Origin of the sequence: Companilactobacillus halodurans (assembly GCF_009600995.1) — a bacterium.
GTDB classification, from domain to species: Bacteria; Bacillota; Bacilli; order Lactobacillales; family Lactobacillaceae; genus Companilactobacillus; species Companilactobacillus halodurans.
This window is the reverse complement of record NZ_VDFO01000033.1, coordinates 17,129-33,592: the sequence shown is the minus strand read 5'-3', so window position 1 is coordinate 33,592 and position 16,464 is coordinate 17,129. Positions and strand designations below refer to the sequence as shown.

Genomic DNA, 16,464 nt, shown 5'->3' with positions numbered 1-16,464 from the left:
ATTAAGCGTATCAATCTTCAAATTTTTTGGCTCCGAGCAAGCTCGTCAGCCAAATAAAAAACAGCTAGACCAATTATGATCTAACTGCTTATGTAAACTGCCATCAACTTAATTTGACGAACAGCCGTTATTTCGGAAGTCCTACTTTTTTAGTTTTTATATAGTCATGTTATATACTGATTTATTTTTAAAAAATGCCATAAAAAATCCTTTAGGCATCAACTTAAGGTGCCTAAAGGAAAATTAAAGACTTATTTTTTAAGGTTTTTCTCGACAAAATCACGTACTTCGTCATCGCTCTTATCGAGGAATGGCTTTTCAGCTTCTTCTGTCTTAATAGTATCGTGATTGTTGTTCTCCATGAAATAATCCCAAATAGCGTCACGGACAACCGTCTTATCGTCACTCCAGTCGAAAGCCTCGCTCATCTTTAAGTTCAATACTTCTGGTTCTTTTGCAATGGCTGCATCAGCCATCTTTGATGGATCTACTTCTGCCATATTTCAACAACCTCCTTAGTTACAATTCCTATTATAGTTCTATTCTGAAAAAGTGACACATTAAATGTTTAAAGTTTTTAGCGTTTTCATCATTTGGCACCATTTATTCACCAATAATCGTTGATACATATAGCTTTTAGAATTAAAAATTATTTTTGTACAAAATGTATGACAAATTCGATTGAAAATTTAGTTCCCAAGTTGTCATTCTGATGCTATACTAATACTCATATAAAATAAACAGTGTTTAAAACTCCTGTGATTCTTTTACTAGCAAGTCTCAGATTATGGGAGCGATTCTCACTTTTATTGTTTTGAAAAAGCCATCGGGGAAGGAAAACCCGATGGCTTTTTTGTTGTTATTTTTTATTCTTTTTAGCGGCAACTTTTTTGCCGAGAGTTGAATGATGCATCCCATAGACAAAGTAAATCACTAAGCCAATGGCAAACCAGATACCAGCATATAACTTAGCTTGAATATCAAGTCCCCAGAAGATTACTAGAGAGCCTAAAAATCCAAGAGCTGGAAGTACTGGATAAAATGGCACTTTGAAGTCTGGCATGGCGATGTCCTTGCCTTCACGCTTTCTCAATGGATAAATCCCTAAGGAAACGAACATAAAGGCAATCAACGTCCCTGCTGAAATCAATTGTGCCAAAAAGGCAAATGGACAAAAAGCGCCAATCAGGATTCCGATAACGGAAAGCACTAACAAGGCATGATTTGGTAGATTGTTTTTGTTCAACTTACCGAGCCAATTTGGCAACATGCCATCACGTCCAAAGGAATAGATCAAACGTGAACCGGCCAGCATCATTCCGATTAAAGCGGTGAACATTCCGATAACAGTTACGGCTTGGATAACGCTGGCAACGACTGGATGTCCGGCGTGTCTTAGAGCCCAGCCAACAGGTTCGGCGTTATTTGCGTATGAAGAATACTTGAACATTCCCACTAGAACTAAAGCAACGGCGACGAACAAGGCCAAGGCAATCAACAATGAACCAAGGATTCCTCGAGGCATCGTCTTGCCTGGGTCTTTGGCTTCGGCAGAGTTTGCAGCAATCGAATCAAATCCAATGTAGGAAAGGAAAATCATTGATACTCCGGCGTAGATTCCTTGCCAGCCTCCAAATGCTGTTCCGTCGGCGTTAAGGCGATACTTAGGAATAAAGGGAATATAGTTTTCGATATGAATTGCAGTTAAACCAACAACGATAAATGTTAGGATTGCTAAGACTTTAAGGACAACTAAGACGTTCTCGACTTTAGCGGCACCACTGGCTCCTCGTGAAATCAACCAAGCAACGGCTGCGATAACGACGACAGCAACTAAATCAACGATCCCACCGTTATTGCCAAAGGTATTGGCGATGGCATTGGGGAAATGGACCCCCATCGGTTCTAACAGCCCCCGAAAGTTGGCCGACAGTCCTGAACCAACGAAGGCTAAAGCGATGAAGTATTCTGCCAACAGCGCCCAACCAGCGACCCATCCGAAGAATTCACCAAACATGACATTAATCCACGAATAAGCTGAACCAGCAAACGGCATGGCGGCGGCCATTTCAGCATAGGCAAACGCTACAAGTCCGGCCACGATAGCTGCGACGATAAATGAGAAAACAACTGAAGGTCCAGTGTGCTCTGCCGCTACGACCCCGGGTAAAGTAAAGATTGAAGTCGAGACGATTGTCCCAACACCCAAGGCTAGGAAGTCTTTAACTGTTAATACTCGTACTAAATGTGAATCTTTATCCTCGTATATACTCGGATCTTCTTTTAAGGTCAAACGTTTAAAAAAACCACTCATAAAAAATACACTCCTCTTGATTACCAACCTATTTTTGCATTACTTGGAATAATGACTTGATTATTTTCAGCTGCTTTAAATGCGTCATTCAAGACATCAAAGGCATAGTCAAGCTCTTCTTGAGTAATGACTAGAGGCGGTTGAAATCTCAAAATGTTTCCCTTCAAAGTTATCATAAGCACTCCATGCATAAAGGCATAGTAGATAATCTTATTAGCAAAATCAGCATCGGGAACTTTCGTCTTTTGGTCTTTAACTAGTTCAATTCCACCGTTAAGGCCATACATCCTGACATCCCCTATTTCTGGATAACGATTTTGTAGTTCGAGAAACTTCTTCTTGGCGTAATTTCCCTTTTCAAGGGAACGAAGCAACAACTTCTGTTCTTTTAAAACGTCCAAGGTTGCAAGCGAGGCCGCACAACAAATCGGGTTGCCGGCGGTCGTGAAAGTATGGGCTGGTGAATCAAGGCTCTCCATAATTTCCTTTTTGCCAATTGTCGCACTCAAAGGCATCCCTGAAGCAAGCGACTTACCAACTGACATCAAGTCGGGTTCGATATCTTGAAACTGTTGGTAACTCCACATCTTGCCAGTTCGCCCTAGGCCCTGGTTGATTTCGTCAACGGCAAACAAGATACCGTTTTGATGACAAAATTCATAGACCAGTTGCATGAATTCTTCTGGTGCTTTTCTAATTCCGCCATCGCCTTGAATCGGTTCAATCAAGATGCAGGCTACTTCGTCTGCTGGCAGGTAGCTTTCAAAGGGTTGCTTGAACTCTTCAAAATACCTCACAGCAACGTCATGCTCAGTTTCATTTTTATGGCGTCGGTACAAATCTGGATACGGAACGTGGACGACATCCGGTAACAAAGGTCCCATCTTTCGTGCCATGTTCAAGCTGACACCGGACAAGGTCATGGAACCATAAGTTGAACCGTGATAGGAATCCATAAATGAGACGATATAAGGTCGCCCTGTGTATCCTCGAGCAAACTTGATGATGGCATCGTTAGCTTCGGAACCAGAATTTGCCAGAGACACTTCCTTAGGTGCGCCGGGCACTGTTTGACTCAATCGTTCTATTAATTCTTGTTCCGGACGATTGGGAAAATAGGCTGATGTGTAATGAATCAGTTTTTGCGCTTGGCGCTGTATCGCGCGGACGACTTTTTCATTCGTATGACCAACGTTGATTGACGAAGCGCTTGCCAACAAGTCGATGTACTCGTTCCCATCTGCATCGACTAGCGTGGAGTTATGAGCTGATTCGATAACAAGGTCAAAATAATTGATTCGTGATGCTTTTGAAAAGGCTTCATTTTCGTGCATGATCAATCGGTGATCCACCTCGTGGTCATGATGTGCTTCTTGCGTCGTCATATTGACACCTCCTATTAAATTTATTTATGAAATAGCACCATTCTAATGGTTTTTTAATTTAGTTGCAAGATGTTTTTGTGGTCGAAAGGTTGACTTATTAAGCAAATGCTATGAGATAGATAGTTACATCGGTCAAAAATTACAAAATTTAATTAAAGAAATTCTAATTATTAGAAGTTGCTAATAATAATTTCAGGCACTATGATGATTTTAGAGGTCGATAGTATGATTAATGATGAAGAACAATTGTTAGCTTACATGTCAAAATTTTATAAAACATCTTCTATTGAGTTGAAGCAAAAGTACACAATATCCGAATTGGAAGATGCTTATAACGAGATTCATCAAAAAACTCGATACCAAAAGTATTTAGACAAGAATAAATCCTTCCCTAGTAAATATGTGATGAAAGAATTTAGTCCACTTTAAAATTTGAATAGAAATAAATAAGGGCATTCCCTGATTTGGGAATGCCTTTTTATATTCTAAAATTAATTTATTTTTTCTATGCATTATTGTTTGATATATCCCGTGCTTCTGTAGACGTTTTTCCTTTCTTTAGGAATATACTCTTTGTATAAAAATTACTTTTTATGGAGATGATTCTAAATGAAGGTTCAAAGTCAAGATTTGAAAAAAATAGCTTTAAAAACTTTACTTGGTGTGACCGTCGTCACTGGTTTCTATTCCTTTAAGACTACGACCATTTATGCAGAAACATCAACTAACGACCAATCTGATGATACATTCGATTCTGGTACTTATGGAACCTGTCCTTGGTACATATCTAATGATCATGTCCTACATTTACAAGGTGGAACTTTGGGATATAGCTTGGACGATAACGATACTTCAAATAATAACGATAATAATCACGACTGGAGCTATTATGATGATGACAATGACTACATTAAAAGCATCAGCTTTGACGGGCCTGTGAAATTTCCTAAGAACTCCTCATATATTCTTTCTTTTTTACCAAACTTAGAGTCAATTAAAAATTATAAAAATATTGATTTATCGAATACCTCTGATATTAGTTACATGTTTTATGAAGATCCTGCTTTAAAAAGTGTCAAAATGCCAAATTTATCAGGCCTTTCTAATATAAAAGATAGTTCATATCTTTTTTCAAATGATACTTCATTAAAAGACGTTGATCTTTCAGGCTGGAAGATGACCAATAACACTACTACTTCGTATATGTTTTCTGATAACTATAATCTTAAGTCAATTAACTTAGCTGATTTCGATACTTCAAGCGTTACCGATATGTCTGGTATGTTCGATAACCTCCCAGATAAAAAAGACGATCACTCCGTTAATGTTAACCTGACAAATCTTGATTTATCTAGTTTCGATACTTCCAAGGTTACTGACATGTCAAATATGTTTTCCAATAATCGAGCACTTGAGTCACTTGACTTAAAAAATTTCAAAACGCCAAACGTCACAGACATGTCGAGTATGTTCAAAGATGATGATGATTTGGAATCAATCAATTTAAAGAATTTTGATACGTCTAATGTTACTGACATGAACAGTATGTTTGATTATGACAATGATCTTACTAATTTAAATTTATCCAATTTTAATACTTCAAAAGTTACCGACATGCGTCGTATGTTCCATGATGATCAATACCTATCATCATTAGATGTATCCCATTTCGATACATCTAATGTTGCTCTCTTTTCTGATATGTTTAATAACGTTTCAGCAATTCATAATTTAGATGTATCTAAATTTAATACTTCTAAAGCTACCGATATGTACGGTATGTTTAACAACACTAAAAATTTATCAGCCTTAGACGTTTCACATTTTGACACCTCTAAAGTGACTAAATTTACCAATATGTTCAATAACGACGAAAATTTAAAAGCTTTAGATGTTTCCATTTTTAAGACTTCCAATGTGACTGACATGAGCAATATGTTCAACGGCGATAAAAATCTTTCTGCTTTAAGTGTTTCCAAATTCGATACTTCAAAAAACAAAAGTATGAGTAAGATGTTTAACGGTGATAAAAACTTATCCGCCTTAGATGTCTCAAAATTCGATACTTCTAATACTGAAGATTTATCAGACATGTTTAATGGTGACAAAAAGCTTTCTGCTTTAGATGTTTCCAAATTTGATACTTCTAAAGCCACTAAAATGAATGGCATGTTCAATGGAGATGAAAATTTAACTGCTTTAGATGTCTCAAAATTTGACACTTCTAAAACTACTGATTTATCAAACTTATTCGGTGGCGATAAAAAAATCTCTAATTTAGATATATCGAATTTCAATACTTCTAAAGTCACTAATATGAGTGGCATGTTCAAAAATGATGAAAACTTATCAAATCTGGATATGTCGAAATTAAACACTTCCAACGCTACCAATATAGCTGATATTTTTAATGGTGCTAAAAAAATCTCCAATTCCGATATAGCAAAATTAAACTTTTCTAAAGCAACTGATGTAAGTGGATTATTTGCTAACAGAGACTTGAAATCAGTTGATTTATCAAAATTCAATCTTTCTCACGCTACTAAAATGAAAAATATGTTTAGTGGAAATAAGAATCTGACCACACTTGATTTATCAACGCTTGATACTTCTAAAGTTACTGATATGCATGGAATGTTTAAAAATGACGAAAATTTATCTAATATAGATTTATCAAAACTGAATACTACTAGTACCACTAATTTATCTGACATTGTCAGTGGCGATAAAAAAATCTCTAATTTAGATATATCGAAACTTAATTTGTCTAAAGCAACTGACTTGAGTGGCTTTTTTGCAAATAGAGACTTAAAATCAATTGATTTATCAAAATTTGATTTTTCTCATGCTACTAAAATGGCAAATATGTTTAGTGGTAATAAGAATTTAACTTCACTCGACTTATCACCGCTTGATACCTCTAAAGTTACTGATATGAGTGGAATGTTTAAAGGTGATGAAAAATTAACAAACATAAATTTATCAAATTTAAATACTTCCAACACTACTGATATGTCAAATATGTTCAACGGAGCTTCAAATCTTTCTTCATTAGATTTATCGAATTTTAATACATCAAAAGTTAACAAAATGAGTGGTATGTTCAAAAACCTACCCAAAATAAAATCATTAGATTTAACTTCTTTTAATACTCCCATTTGTAATTACATGGACGAAATGTTTGCTAATGATGATAAATTAGCTGATATCAAATTTAACTACAACACGGATCGTTTTGGCATTCCTTATTGGAATACTCGCAATGTTTCAGATTTCCATGGTATGTTTGAAAATACGTCTTCATTAAAGCATCTAAATACAAGACCATGGTCAAATGGTTTTATCACTAATGTGACAAGCATGTTTAAAAACTCCGGTGTACAAGATTTAGATTTCACACATTGGGATATGGCATCATTATTTGAGGGACATACTAACTGGAGTAAAAGAGTTGAACATCCCTTTGGCGAATCTAAAAAGGGAACTGGCATGTTTGATGGAACCCACCTCAAATCAATAACATTTGGTAGCAGAAATCATTTTAATAATGATATTGATTTGCCAAATAATGGTCACCTTTGGTCCTGTACAATTATAGATTCTACCGGTAAACCTAAAACTGTTTATATCGATGATAAGGCAGGTGTAAAAAATTCTTTAGGGAACATATTGCCTTATAAAGAAGGCGAAGGAGTAAAGGATCTGGTTACAAGCATCATAAGTTATAAGTCTTTACCAACAACAAAACCATCGGCACCAGTTCCAAGTCTTAAGCCAAATCCTACTCCTAATCCAAATCCTACTCCTACTCCTAAGCCAAATCCAGCTCCTAATCCAAGTCCTGCTCCTAATCCAAGTCCTGCTCCTAATCCAAGTCCTGCTCCTAATCCAAGTCCTGCTCCTAATCCAAGTCCTGCTCCTAATCCAAGTCCTGCTCCTAATCCAAGTCCTGCTCCTGAACCTGAAACTACTCCAGAAAATCAGCATCACAATAATCCAAGCCCCAATCCATCTACCACGTCAAATAACCTCAATATTCAAAAAATCAACGAAACTGTCAATACTTTCGTTGGTTCGTATGTCGATATTTTTAGTTTGGACAATGGAAAAATGAATCTCCTTTCCAATCTCAAATTGGCGCCTGATTCTGCTTGGTTCAGTGACCAATATGTCACTATCGGACGGGATTCTTACTATCGCGTTGCTACTAACGAGTGGGTCAATGCTAATCAAGTCTACGTTTACAAGTATGTTGATTTAGATGTCACAACTAACAGCGATTCAGTTAAATACCTCATAAGCGCTAAAGATAAAAACGTTCAAAATCGAGCTTTAGCTCCTAATACTAAGTGGCACGCTGATCAGTCTGCTACTTTCAATCAATCTACTTATTATCGTGTAGCAACTGATGAATTTGTTAAAAATACTGATGTTCATTAAACCTAAAAAAGGTCTACCTAGAAATAGGCAGGCCTTTTTGAAATTCAAATTTTATAAGAATGAACGTAAGATTTCTTTCATTGGTGGCAATTGTGGTATCGACTTCTTGTCGATTACGTGACCGAGTCCAAATTTAGCATAACCTTGAGCTTCATCCATCATAATTTTACCTGGAAGTGGTGCTTCATCAGTCACTGCTACATCAAGCAAAACTGGTTTCTTTGGAATACGATATTTGTCGATAGCAGCTTTGAATTCATCATCAGTTGTAATACGTTCGCCAATTCCACCACAGGCTTCAGCAACTTTGGCGAAATCGATTTCTGGCAAACTGATGCCGTAATTTTGTTGACCAGCTGATTGTTGTTCATACTCAATAAAGGCCAACAATTTGTTATTTAAGACGATATAAAGCATTGGCAAGTTATATCTAACAGCTGTGGCAAAGTCTTGCATGACCATTGAAGTTGCACCATCGCCAGAAAATGCATAAACCGGACGATCTGGGAAAGCATTCTTGGCCGCAATTGCTCCAGGAAGTGCACAGCCCATCGTACCTAGCCAAGCTGAAATAGTGTACATTTGTGATGACTTAGCCGTTAGGAAACGAGCTCCAAAAGCAGTTGAAGTCCCAACATCAATCGACCAAATAGTATCGCTTGGAGCATTTTCGCTCAAACGATGGAACATCAATGAAGGCAAGACGCCATCATGTTTCTTAGTGTAAACGTCATGCATCCAACTGCGCCATTGACCAATTTTTGAAACAGCTTCATCTAAGAATGGCCGTGACTCGACCTCTGTCCCTAATTCATTCAAGCGAGCCAAAGTTTCCTTAGCATCAGCTTGAATGGCAATATTGACGTGGCGACGTTTACCCAAGCGATCAGCGTTGATGTCGATTTGAACGGCATCGACTTTTTTATTCAAATATGGTGCATATGGATAATCGGTCCCAATCATGATGACCATATCGGCCTTTTGCATCATCTCAAAAGCCGGCTTAGTTCCCAGTTTTCCTAGTTGTCCTAAATTATAAGGGTGATTATCGTCGACCAATCCTTTAGCGGGCATTGTTAAAATCAAAGGCAGCTTGTATTTTTCGATAAATTCTTTAGTTTCTTTTTTAGCATGCTTGATTCCAACACCTGCTAAAACAATCGGATTAGAGTGAATCTTCATCATTTCCAAAACAGCTTTAATTTGGTCATCGTCGACACGGTAATCTTCCATTTGGAAATTATCGACGTTGGGCGTGAAATTATCTTTAATCATGTGAGCTGGAATATCGTCAGGAATCGTCAAAACAGCAACACCCTTTTTAGCGATAGCAGTTCTAATGGCTTCATCGACGATTCTAGGCAACGACTGCGGATCCATGATAATCTTGTTGTACACGGCAACATCTTCAAACAAAACGTGCGTATCGACTTCTTGGAAGAAATCAGTATTGAGCAATTTTGATTGAACTTGACCCAAAATAGCCAACACGGGAGCATGATCCATTTTGGCATCATACAGTCCATTCAACAAGTGGATTGCCCCTGGTCCTCCAATCGAGAGACAAACTCCCAATTTTCCAGTCAGTTTGGCGTGAGCTGCGGCCGCTAAAGCACCTACTTCTTCATGAAGAACATGTGTAAATTTAATTTTATCTTGCGCACGGTATAAGGCATCAATTGTTGTATCAACTGAGTCCCCTGGGAGTCCGTAAATATTATCTACACCCCATTTTGCTAAAACATCTATCATCTTATCAGATGCACGAATAGCCATAATTAGTCCCTCCTAGTATCAGTTACCTATAAAATACCACAATGGCTTCACAATGAAAGCGTTTTGCTCACGTTTACAACAGTAGTTTGCTTATATCTTGATAAACCAGTTTGTGAAGTACATTTGAAAGTAAAAATCCATTTTGGAACTTTTCTGTTATGATATGTTTAGAAGTTATTCAGGGGGCCTACCATGGTTAAACAATTCCAACTCTATCGTTGGCTACGGTTTATCTTTTTATTGGTGGCGGGAATTTTAATTGTCGTTGCACCTATTAAGAGTTTTGATATCATCATTTACATTGTCTCAAGTTACATTGCTATCTACGGAATCCTTTCGATTATCGATGGATTCAGCATTCGGAAATTAACTGGGGAAAATAATATAGCAATCGCTTTAGGCATCGGTGCATTATTTTTAGCATTAGGTGTCTTGTTATTTGCCAAATTTTTAATTGCTTTGGTGCCTCCTGTTTTGGGTATCATCTTGTTGGTCAACGGCATCAACCAGTTTCGTGATTCTCACGAGATGACAAAAAGGGTCAAAATAAAGCCCTACCTCGATTATTTCTATTCAGCCCTTTTAGTGGCAGCAGGTATTGTCTTTATCTTGAACCCTTCAAAAACGATTATTTTTATTTATCAACTATTCGGAGTAGGCTTGATTCTTCTAGCTTTCTTCGAAATTATTAATTCCAGAATCTATCGTGATTAGATCTGGATTTTTTTTAATGTTATGGTACTTAAGCAATTTTCAATCGCACTCTTATCAAAATGGGTCGTTGCTTGCCAGGTCTGAATATTATTGCCATTTCTCACCGAAATTGCTCCAACAATCAATGTTCCCAAACGCAATTTATTGAGACTGTGCAAAGAAACCCGCATGATGGCCGCGGTGTCGTTTTCGTCAACATTCAAATTGGCGCCGATGCTGGCCGCTGTTTCTGACAAAACGGCGTTGATGCTTCCGGCTTTATTTTCTTCTTGATCCAAGTGTTCTTGGGTCAATTCCATTTTTAAAACTACTTTATGCCGACCACGTTCGACAACTTCAATCCCTAAATCGTCTAATAAACTCATTTTGTACCTCAATTTTTTTCAATAATTAGTTAAATTTTATTGTTTAATTGTTTTACAATCAAGTTAAAGCACCTCACTCGCATCAAATCTTCCAATGAAAAGAGGCCACATTTTGGAAAACTGGTTAGTCAAACGCGCTAAACTTGATCCTGACAAAATTGCTTTAATCTTGGAACATGCTGATTTCACCTTCAGTGAACTCAACACCACGGTCCAATTGTTCGCTAGCAAATTGTCGAGTTGTGGCATTAGTGAAAATGATCCCATCGCTTTATTTACCGACAATTGCTTTAATGGTTACGTTGCCATTTTAGCACTTCAACAGCTCGGAGCGCAGACGATTCTACTTGATACGCAATTATCTTTGAAAACCTTGGAAGACCACATCAAAGATTGTTGTCCTAAAACGATTCTGGTCAGTGATTCAGCCGATACCACATACCTTGATCAAATCGACTGGGATAAGACTTTTGTCTCAGAAGTTCTCAGTCTCAAAAAAAATCCTAATTACCGTCCGATTCAAGATTTTAACGAAAATAAAATTGTTGCTATCTTCTATACCCCAAATGCGGCTTCCTTTGACACTGGGGTCATGTTGACGTATCGCAATTTCTTTGAATCAGCCATGGGGACTGCCTTGAACTTAGGCATTACCAAACAAGATACTTGGGTTTTGACCCTGCCTATCTTCAACGTCCCCGCCTATTCAGTCATCATGCGGTCATTGATTTACGGCATTGGGGTCAACTTGATTGAATGTTTTATTTCGACCTCATCAATAAAGTGCTAATAAATGAGCGTGCCACGATTGTTTCTTTTACGCCGACTTTATTGAGACAAGCTCTCAACACTTTGCCTAAGGGAAAGCACTACAATGAATACTTTCGTTGCGTCTTTGTCGGTAACGGCGTGGCTGACAATTGGACCCTTATGCGCTGCAACATGCTTGACATCCCAGTTCTGCAGACGTATGGCATGACTGAAACGACAGCCTCGATTACCGCTTTAAACTATAATGACGCTGAAATAAAAGCCGGCTCCTGCGGCCAACCTTACTTTACAGATCAAATCCGCATCACCGACATCAACCAAGATAATATCGGCGACATCGAAGTAAAGTCCCCCAGCGTTGCAGTCGGTTATCTCAATAATAAAGCCTTATACCAATCACGCTTTACCAATGACGGCTACTTCAAAACCGGCGACGTCGGTTACCTAGATGACGACAACTTTCTTTACCTCAAAGGCAGAGCTGACGATTTGATTTACACCGACGACAAGATTCTCTATCCCGAAGAAATCGAAAACATCTACCGCAGCGTCAACGGCATCGAAGACATCTGCATCGTAGGCAAAATTGGAGCAGACAACAAAATGGCCCCCGTAGCCTACCTAAGTTTAAAAGACCAATATCGCCTAACCAGTGGCAATCTAAAAGAATTCGGACAACATAATTTGTTGAATTACCAAGTACCAGTGGAATTTCGGTTAATTAAGAAAATGCCTAAAGCCACTAATGGAAGAATATTGAGATGGAAATTAAAAGGATTGGAATTTAAAATAATCTAGAGAGTAAAATCAGAGAGTGGAGCAAGCCCGGGAGCTACCGAGGATTAAGACAATTTCACAAATTGCTCGCGCACTTTGCGAGTGATTCGTGAAATAGGCTTAACCGGAAGTAGCTGGCTTGCGTAACTCGTTTTAGTTAGAGAGTGGAGATGGGGCGGTCAGCCCACGAGGACTAAGACAATTTTGCAAATTGCTCGCGCACCTTGCGAGTGATTCGCGAAATAGGCTTAGCCGCAATGGATTGCCCCATCGCAACTCGTTTTCGCCAGAGAGTGGAGCAAGCCCGCTTAGATTCCGAGCATTTGCATTACTTCACGAATTGGCTGCGAAGCAGACAGTTTGGGAAGTCAGGAAAAGCACAGGAATCTGGCTTGCGTAACTCGTTTCCACTATAAAACATCAAAGCGCCCAAAATACCCCCACTATAAAAAAATCAAAAGGTATTCCCCCACAATCAATCCTCACTAGCTATCCAAAAAATAACAAAAAACCCCAACCAGCCAATAAGTGCAATCAAAAACAACACACAATTGATTGGCATTTTTTATCCCCTTGCAAACCTCAAAATATCGTTGTACCATATAAATCGTTAGCTAACTAACGTTTTATCCACAAGGAGATTTGATCAAATGTCCAAAAAATACACCAATACTTTACTTAAAATAGCGTCCAATCATATGATAATCCGCTTCGATGATTTTTCGAAAGCCCATGACATGACTTGGATGCAAGCGTCTATCATCGACTTCATAAGTCGTAATAGCGATATAGAAATGTTTCAACGTGATATTGAAAAAGAATTTTTTCTTCAGCGTTCAACTGTGACAGTTTTGTTGCAAAGAATGGAAAAAAAAGATTTGATTTATCGCCAGTCATCTACTAAAGATGCTCGCCAAAAATCAGTCTTTCTTACTCAAAAAGCACATAAACTGGAAAAACAGATTAACGCCTATATGAAGCATCAACAAGAAATTTTAGAAGCAAATTTCTCCAACGCTGAAATTAGTACTTTTGAGAAAATATTAAAGTTTTACAGTGATCGGGAGGAACATTAATTTATGAAACAAGCAGAAAAAATACCATTAAATGTCCTGTTAGCAGTTCTTGCTGCGGGTCTAATGTCATTTTGCGGGGTCATCGTCGAAACCTCAATGAATATTGCTTTCCCTACTTTGATGAGGGAATTCAGTATTAAAACTTCGACTGTTCAATGGATGACAACAATTTATTTGCTAGTGGTTGCCATCGTCATTCCACTATCATCATTTCTAAAAAAGAATTTTAAAACTAAGGCACTCTTTATTGTTGCTAACTTACTCTTTATCTTGGGTGTCGCTCTTGATGCGATTGCTCCGATTTTTCCACTCTTACTTTTGGGTCGAGTTATCCAAGGATTAGGAACTGGAATTGCTTTGCCTTTGATGTTCAACATCATTTTAGAGAACGTTCCTGAAAGTAAAATTGGCCTAATGATGGGGTTAGGAACTCTCATTACTGCGATTGCCCCCGCTATTGGACCAACCTTTGGTGGATTAGTCGTTAATTCTTTAGGTTGGCGTTATATTTTCGTCATTCTTTTACCAATCCTCATCATTTCCTTTATTCTAGGGGTTAAAAATATCCATCAAAAAAGCCAAATTCAAAAAGTTAAATTTGACTTGCTTAGTTTATGCACTTTGATTTTGACCTTTGGTGGCCTAATCGTTGGTTTCAGTAACATGAGTCAAATGTCCTTACTCGTTGTTGCCTCATTTATCATTGGGATTCTTGGTTTAGTCGGCTTTGTCGTTCGTTCTAAAAAAGTTGATAATCCCTTGTTGAATCTCAACATCTTAAAAGGTCATCTCTTTAGAGGTCACGTAGCTAGTTTCTTCATGATTCAAATTCTTTCACTAGGTCTATCATTTATCTTGCCTAACTACATTCAACTAGTTAATCACGACAACGCCACAGTTGCTGGTTTAGCTGTTTTACCAGCTAGTTTAGTTGGAGCTATCTTAGCTCCATTAGGTGGAAAGATTTTGGATGAAGTCGGTGCTAGAATTCCGATTCTTTCAGGAATTACTCTAGCCACAATTTCATTGATTCTCTTTACTATCTTCAGTTTGCACTTGAATAACACTTTGATTATTTTTATTTACATCATTTATATGTTCGGGATGGGTGTTTCTTACGGAAATATCATGACCGATGGACTCAAGTATCTATCCAACAAAACTCAAGCAGATGGCAATGCTATCTTCAACACGCTCCAACAATTTGCCGGCGCCGTTGGTACCTCAGTCGTTGCTGCAATTATTTCTTTGAGCCAAGATAATGCTAGTTTGAGTACCGCAGTTTCTACAGCTATTGGAAGTCGTAATGCCCTCATCATCCTAGTCATCATCGCTTTGATTTCTTGGATCGTCTTGTTCAGATCAATCCAAAATAATCATTCCAAATAATATTCGAAAAAGTTGGCGATTTTATCCATCAATCTGATTTCAACCAAGTGTCCAGCTTTGTACCCAGTGATGAAGGCCACTTGTTGAGCAAATGGTTGTGCGTGAACTCGATTAAAGAAATCACACGACTGTTGGTAAGGAATCCTCTTATCTTCTGTCCCATGCCAAAATAAGACTGGTCGATTGGCTAGTTTTTCGGGATGCTGGTTCAAGTCAAAATGGTCAATCCAACTAGTTAGATATTGCAAATCTTCAGGAATATAAAGATTGCGACGCTTAGCATCTTCTCGAACCAACTTTGCATAGGCTTCAAGATTAGGCGTACCCATAATGATGGTCGCTGCAGTGATTTCAGGGTGTTGCGTTAATAAAGCCCCAGTCGTCATTGCACCCATTGAATAACCACCGACGCCAATTTTTTTATCTTTTATTAAGCCGCGTTGGCTATAAAAATTTCGTAACAATGAAAATTCAGCAAGATTCCCTTGGATACTGTTCCAAAAAGTGAATGAGGGAATCGATGAAATATCCGCATGTCTTTGACCATGATTGATTGCATCTGGCAAAATGACGCGGATATTTTTTTCGGCCAATTTCCGGGCTTGGGTCAGCACAAGTTCTTTACTGGAGCGCCAGCCATGATAAAACACTACTAAAGGTAAGGCGTCGTTCTCAAATTTTTCCTTAACTACTTCCAAAATGGGAACGTCTTGAATCAAGCGTTGTTTGATTTTTACCATAATTTCACCTCAAAGTTATGATATCATGGCAAAAAAATAATGCTGGATTTATTGCTCCAGCATTATTAAATATAGGGTAAATTTCTATTCTTGATTTTAAATAGCAGTTCTTCAACGTCTCGATTGTGACGATGACCAGTTTCAATATCATATTCGAGTAAATCGCGTCGAAAACTAATCAATTCATTTTCTAAACCATCATTATATTCGAGTAATTTAATATGTTTAAATACTAGGTTGATTAAAGACCGCTCAGAACCCAAATTGAAGGATCCAACAGACTCCTCAAGGGAACGGACAAAATTATCGCGTTCAGCGTTTGAGACATGTACTTGTTTCAAAATGTTACCACCCTTCTTTTTGAAATTTGAAAGCCAACTTGTAATACTCTTTTCTTAATCATTGTTACTATTATGTTCTCTTTTAGTAACAAGCTACTTCCAACTTTATATAAAATAATTATATTTTTCTGGAAATCAAATATAGAATATGTATTAAGCCATTAAATAAATTATGACAGTTTGACCACTACATGTCACGTTTATCAACAGATTGAACAAGATAGTGTATTATCGGAGCCAGTTGTTTTAATATTTTGCTATTTTAATCAAATTATTTCCCACTAATTGTAGAAAAGTTTTAATATCCGCTTTATAATTAATTTGGTTATATAAGCGAGATGTATATACCTAACAATATTTCATTGTTATCCTTTTT

At 37.7% G+C, this 16,464-nt stretch carries 14 protein-coding genes; 7 read left to right on the top strand and 7 right to left on the bottom strand.

The features are described 5' to 3' along the window. Window positions 1-251: 251 nt before the first annotated feature. From FHL05_RS09090 to FHL05_RS09080, 3 genes are all read right to left on the bottom strand, one after another. On the bottom strand, window positions 252-500 hold the full coding sequence (locus tag FHL05_RS09090; RefSeq protein WP_153386407.1) for a P8 family protein: 249 nt from the start codon (window positions 498-500) through the stop codon (window positions 252-254). Window positions 501-859: 359 nt separating this feature from the next. Next, window positions 860-2,314 (bottom strand): APC family permease, encoded by a 1,455-nt coding sequence (locus tag FHL05_RS09085; protein ID WP_153522515.1) that lies wholly within the window; start codon window positions 2,312-2,314, stop codon window positions 860-862. 20 nt (window positions 2,315-2,334) lie between these two features. Then, the gene (locus FHL05_RS09080; RefSeq protein ID WP_153386403.1) at window positions 2,335-3,699 is read right to left on the bottom strand and encodes an aspartate aminotransferase family protein; all 1,365 of its coding nucleotides are present in this window, start codon (window positions 3,697-3,699) and stop codon (window positions 2,335-2,337) included. A 225-nt stretch (window positions 3,700-3,924) separates the two neighbouring features. Here FHL05_RS09080 and FHL05_RS09075 point away from each other — a divergent pair, with 225 nt between their 5' ends. Both FHL05_RS09075 and FHL05_RS12465 read left to right on the top strand, forming a co-directional pair. Next, window positions 3,925-4,128 carry a hypothetical protein gene (locus FHL05_RS09075; RefSeq protein ID WP_153386401.1) on the top strand — a complete coding sequence of 68 codons (204 nt, stop codon included), beginning with the start codon at window positions 3,925-3,927 and terminating at the stop codon, window positions 4,126-4,128. A 180-nt stretch (window positions 4,129-4,308) separates the two neighbouring features. Further along, window positions 4,309-8,139 carry a BspA family leucine-rich repeat surface protein gene (locus FHL05_RS12465; protein ID WP_153522513.1) on the top strand — a complete coding sequence of 1,277 codons (3,831 nt, stop codon included), beginning with the start codon at window positions 4,309-4,311 and terminating at the stop codon, window positions 8,137-8,139. A 51-nt stretch (window positions 8,140-8,190) separates the two neighbouring features. Here FHL05_RS12465 and FHL05_RS09065 read toward each other — a convergent pair whose 3' ends face one another. Continuing rightward, window positions 8,191-9,915 (bottom strand): pyruvate oxidase, encoded by a 1,725-nt coding sequence (locus FHL05_RS09065; protein WP_153386397.1) that lies wholly within the window; start codon window positions 9,913-9,915, stop codon window positions 8,191-8,193. Window positions 9,916-10,107: 192 nt separating this feature from the next. Between FHL05_RS09065 and FHL05_RS09060 the strand changes: the two genes are divergently transcribed. Next, window positions 10,108-10,629 carry a DUF308 domain-containing protein gene (locus tag FHL05_RS09060; protein ID WP_153386395.1) on the top strand — a complete coding sequence of 174 codons (522 nt, stop codon included), beginning with the start codon at window positions 10,108-10,110 and terminating at the stop codon, window positions 10,627-10,629. Here the strand turns inward: FHL05_RS09060 and FHL05_RS09055 are convergent. Next, window positions 10,626-10,994: a hotdog family protein gene (locus tag FHL05_RS09055; RefSeq protein ID WP_153386393.1), complete on the bottom strand. Its 369-nt coding sequence runs from the start codon at window positions 10,992-10,994 to the stop codon at window positions 10,626-10,628. The two genes, FHL05_RS09060 and FHL05_RS09055, sit on opposite strands and share 4 nt — an antisense overlap. A gap of 112 nt (window positions 10,995-11,106) precedes the next feature. Here FHL05_RS09055 and FHL05_RS09050 point away from each other — a divergent pair, with 112 nt between their 5' ends. From FHL05_RS09050 to FHL05_RS09035, 4 genes are all read left to right on the top strand, one after another. Then, window positions 11,107-11,784, top strand: a complete 678-nt coding sequence (locus FHL05_RS09050; RefSeq protein ID WP_162000267.1) for an AMP-binding protein — start codon at window positions 11,107-11,109, stop codon at window positions 11,782-11,784. Beyond that, complete coding sequence (locus FHL05_RS09045) at window positions 11,751-12,563, top strand: AMP-binding protein (protein ID WP_153386389.1); 813 nt, start codon at window positions 11,751-11,753, stop codon at window positions 12,561-12,563. The genes FHL05_RS09050 and FHL05_RS09045 overlap by 34 nt, the downstream gene beginning before the upstream one ends. Before the next feature lie 629 nt (window positions 12,564-13,192). After that, entirely contained in the window at window positions 13,193-13,618 is a 426-nt protein-coding gene (locus FHL05_RS09040) for a MarR family winged helix-turn-helix transcriptional regulator (RefSeq protein WP_153386387.1), read from the top strand. Between the two features lie 3 nt (window positions 13,619-13,621). Then, entirely contained in the window at window positions 13,622-15,007 is a 1,386-nt protein-coding gene (locus FHL05_RS09035; protein WP_153522508.1) for a DHA2 family efflux MFS transporter permease subunit, read from the top strand. Here FHL05_RS09035 and FHL05_RS09030 read toward each other — a convergent pair. After that, on the bottom strand, window positions 14,995-15,747 hold the full coding sequence (locus tag FHL05_RS09030) for an alpha/beta fold hydrolase (RefSeq protein WP_153386383.1): 753 nt from the start codon (window positions 15,745-15,747) through the stop codon (window positions 14,995-14,997). The genes FHL05_RS09035 and FHL05_RS09030 overlap by 13 nt on opposite strands. Before the next feature lie 65 nt (window positions 15,748-15,812). Beyond that, the gene (locus FHL05_RS09025; RefSeq protein WP_153386381.1) at window positions 15,813-16,088 is read right to left on the bottom strand and encodes a hypothetical protein; all 276 of its coding nucleotides are present in this window, start codon (window positions 16,086-16,088) and stop codon (window positions 15,813-15,815) included. Between the last annotated feature and the right edge of the window lie 376 nt (window positions 16,089-16,464).